This window comes from Streptomyces sp. KR55, from assembly GCF_052245645.1.
Lineage (GTDB): Bacteria > Actinomycetota > Actinomycetes > Streptomycetales > Streptomycetaceae > Streptomyces > Streptomyces flavusporus.
In genome coordinates this window covers 1-3084 of sequence record NZ_JBQQCE010000741.1, presented here as the reverse complement: position 1 = coordinate 3084, position 3084 = coordinate 1, and the positions used below count along the sequence as shown (strand labels likewise).

2 protein-coding genes and 2 pseudogenes are annotated in these 3084 nt (G+C 70.2%); 3 read left to right on the top strand and 1 reads right to left on the bottom strand.

Annotation, left to right across the window (positions count from 1 at the left end; genetic code table 11):
• The 3 genes and pseudogenes from ACTWQJ_RS49310 to ACTWQJ_RS49300 all read left to right on the top strand — a co-directional run.
• Positions 1–88 (top strand): annotated as a pseudogene (locus tag ACTWQJ_RS49310) (IS5/IS1182 family transposase); the annotation flags it as partial.
• A 254-nt stretch (positions 89–342) separates the two neighbouring features.
• Positions 343–1182 carry an IS5 family transposase gene (locus tag ACTWQJ_RS49305; protein ID WP_443312877.1) on the top strand — a complete coding sequence of 280 codons (840 nt, stop codon included), beginning with the start codon at positions 343–345 and terminating at the stop codon, positions 1180–1182.
• 679 nt (positions 1183–1861) lie between these two features.
• Positions 1862–2023 (top strand): annotated as a pseudogene (locus tag ACTWQJ_RS49300) (sialidase family protein); the annotation flags it as partial.
• A 32-nt stretch (positions 2024–2055) separates the two neighbouring features.
• Here ACTWQJ_RS49300 and ACTWQJ_RS49295 read toward each other — a convergent pair.
• On the bottom strand, positions 2056–3084 hold a 1029-nt coding region (locus tag ACTWQJ_RS49295), incomplete at its 5' end, for an FG-GAP and VCBS repeat-containing protein (protein WP_443312876.1).

The window sequence follows — 3084 nt, the reverse complement described above, 5'->3', positions numbered from 1 at the left end:
CGAAGCCATGATCCACCTCGCCTCGATCGACAACCTCGCCAAGCGCATAACGGACGAGACCACACCCACCTGGCGAGGCACCTACTAGGGCATACGGGGCGATCTACCTAAACCAAATGCCCTCTTAAAGAGCGTTTTGTCCCGGCGAGGTTGTTGGTGGCGCTTCGGGTGGGGAGTGGGTCTGCGACTTCCGAGGCGATAGTGCCCAATGGGAGCTGTGTGGCTGAAGACGCCGCACCCCGGCCCGTTTCGATGCATTCGCTCCTGTCTGATCCCAAGGCGCCCCCGGTTGACGCCGTTTGCGCCCTGGGGCGGCGCCGTGCCCGACGGTACTACCGAAACATGACGCGACACCGCCCGTATCCCAGCGACCTGTCCGATGCCCGCTGGGAGCTGATCGAGCCCACGCTCACCGCCTGGCGGGCCGAGCGCAGGGGCAAGGGCCTGGACATCGGACGCCCACCCGAGCACGACCTGCGCCGCATCATGGACGCCATCCTCTACGTCGACCGCACCGGTATCCCCTGGCGGTACCTGCCGCACGACTTCCCGCCCTGGGAGACGGTCTACGGCTACTTCGCCGCCTGGCAGAAAGAAGGGATCTTCGACCAGCTCAACCGCCTGCTGCGGCGCTTGGTGCGCGAGGCCGAGGGCCGGGATGCCGAGCCGAGCGTCTGCGTGCTGGACGCCCAGAGCGTCAAGACCTCGGCCAACGTGCCCGCGGCCGGCCAGGGCATCGACGCCGGCAAGAAGATCGCAGGTCGCAAGCGCCACCTCGGCGTCGACACCCTCGGACTTCTCCTGGCCGTCTGGGTGACCGCGGCCGGCGTCTCCGACCACACCGGCGGCATCCACCTGCTCTCCCAGATCGCCGCCGCGAACCCTCGAGTGACCAAGGCGTGGGCCGACACCGGCTATCGAACGAAAGCCATCGACCACGGCGCCTGCCTCGGCATCGACGTAGAAGTCGTCCAACGCGCCCCCGGAGTCAAAGGGTTCAAGGTCATCCCCCGACGCTGGGTGGTCGAGCGCACCTTCGGCTGGCTGATGCACCACCGCCGCCTCGCCCGCGACTACGAGACACACCCCCACCGCTCCGAAGCCATAATCCACGTCGCGATGATCAATCTCATGAGCCAGCGACTCACCCGAGAATCCACACCGAACTGGAAGTACTCGTAGCCGCCAGTCGGCGCAGGCAGAACTCGGGCGCCGCCTATCCGGGGGCCGGTCGAGCCACGCTCACCCGGGCATCTTCGCCCCTCATCGCCTGCGGCCAGCGCTCATCGATGACCACCGCCGTTTCACGGCAGGCGCTGCAGGCATGCTCCCGCTCCGGCAACCACCAGTGGTCAGACGGCGACATGTCGGCCATCTGGATCCCGCACAGGGTCCTGTCGAAGACTCCGAAGGCGTGGGAGATGTCAGCAGGAAGGCCGTCCGCAAAGGCCCTCTCCCAGCGCGTCTCCACCGGCAGGTACGGCGGTCGTGCGATCTCGAACCACTCACCACCCACATGCGTGGCGGCATAGCACCAAGAGCAGGACCAGATTTCCTCCTGCCCCGCAGTCGAGGGCACCGGCCATCGCCACATCGCCCCGCCACACACATCGCAATCCACGAGCGCATCCTCACACGCTCACGCGCACAGCCACTAACCCCCGACCTGCCGCGACTTACCAAACGCCCTCGCCGGGACAAAACGCTCTTTTACGGAGAAAGGACAGCAGCGGCATCTCGCCCTGAGCGCCCTGATCCGTCAGACTCGGCTGCGAACCAGCCGCGGATACGCCAGCAGATGACCAAGCCCCGGGCATTCCGTCACTCCGGCGCCCCGCATTTCGTCGGTGACCCCCGCACGGACGGCGGTGCGGCCTTCACCAAGGCGCTCACACTGTCCCAGCAGCGGGCCGCGTACTCCGACCTCGTACGGCTCGACCGGGACACGGTCGGCATCCTGTACGAGACGGGGGCGTACGAGACGATCGGGTTCCGCCGGCTGTCGGCCGGTTCGCTGACCTGACCGGCCGGCAGCCGGCTCCCGCCCGGGTGCCGTCAGCTGTTGAAACGACGGCCGAGCTCGGCCCGCGCCGCGACGGTGCCCAGCGACGCCGCGCCGAACGAGACCGAGCCGGTGGCGGTCACCTGCGTGGGGCCGCCGGGGAGTACCCAGACCCCGCCCGCGTTGGCGTTCTCCCCGGGAGCGCCCGCGTACAGCTCCGCGCGGCCGTCGCCGTTGGTGTCGGCCAGCCGTACGGAGGTGCCGAAGACGTCCCCCGCCTCGGCGGAGCCCGGCACCGACGTCGTGTTCTGGGTGAAGGACTTCGTTCCCTGCCCGGTGAGCCCCGCCGCGGTACCCCGCAGCACGGTCACCGAACCGGCCTCGTCCCGGGTGCCCACGCCCTCCCGGGAGACGCCGACCGCGAGGTCGGGGCGGCCGTCGCCGTTCACGTCCCCGAGGGACAGGCTCGCGCCGAAGAGGTCCTCGTCCTCCGCGGTGCCCGGGACTCCGGGGCTGTCCTGATGGAGCAGCGTGCGCGGGCTCGCGGTGTCCGGACCGGCGGCGCCGCCGCGGACGATCTCGACCGCGCCGCCCAGCGCGTTGACGTCCTCGGTGCCGTCCATGTCGTACTCGCTGGTGCGGCCGAGGACGATGTCGGCGTACCCGTCACTGTCGAGGTCGCCCACCGCGACGGCCCGGCCGCCGTCCAGGGTCTTGCCGGTGCCCGCGTCCTTCAGCGTCCGGGCGGCCGTCAGTCCGGCCCGGCCGCCCGCGAAGTACTGCACGAGCCGGGGGCCGTGGTACGGCAGCTCACCGTCGCCGTGCGAGACGGCGGCCACCACGTCGTCGACGCCGTCGCCGTTCACATCGCCCGCGGCGAGGGTGGGGCGGCTCCACCACTCCTCCGCCGGGCCGCCGACCTCGACGTTCATCGCCTCGGTGCGGGCTGGCCCAGCCGCCCGGTCCACCGGGCCGTAGGCGACCGTGGTCCCGGTGGCCAGGTCCACGTGGCCGTCGCCGTCGAAGTCGCCCGCGGCGAGCGCTTCGCCGAGGTCCTGGTCGGTCCGCGTGCCCTTGATGAC

Coding starts and splice junctions, on each gene's coding strand:
- ACTWQJ_RS49305 (WP_443312877.1), top strand. CDS start 343: ATGACGCGACACCGCCCGTATCCCAGCGACCTGTCCGATGCCCGCTGG.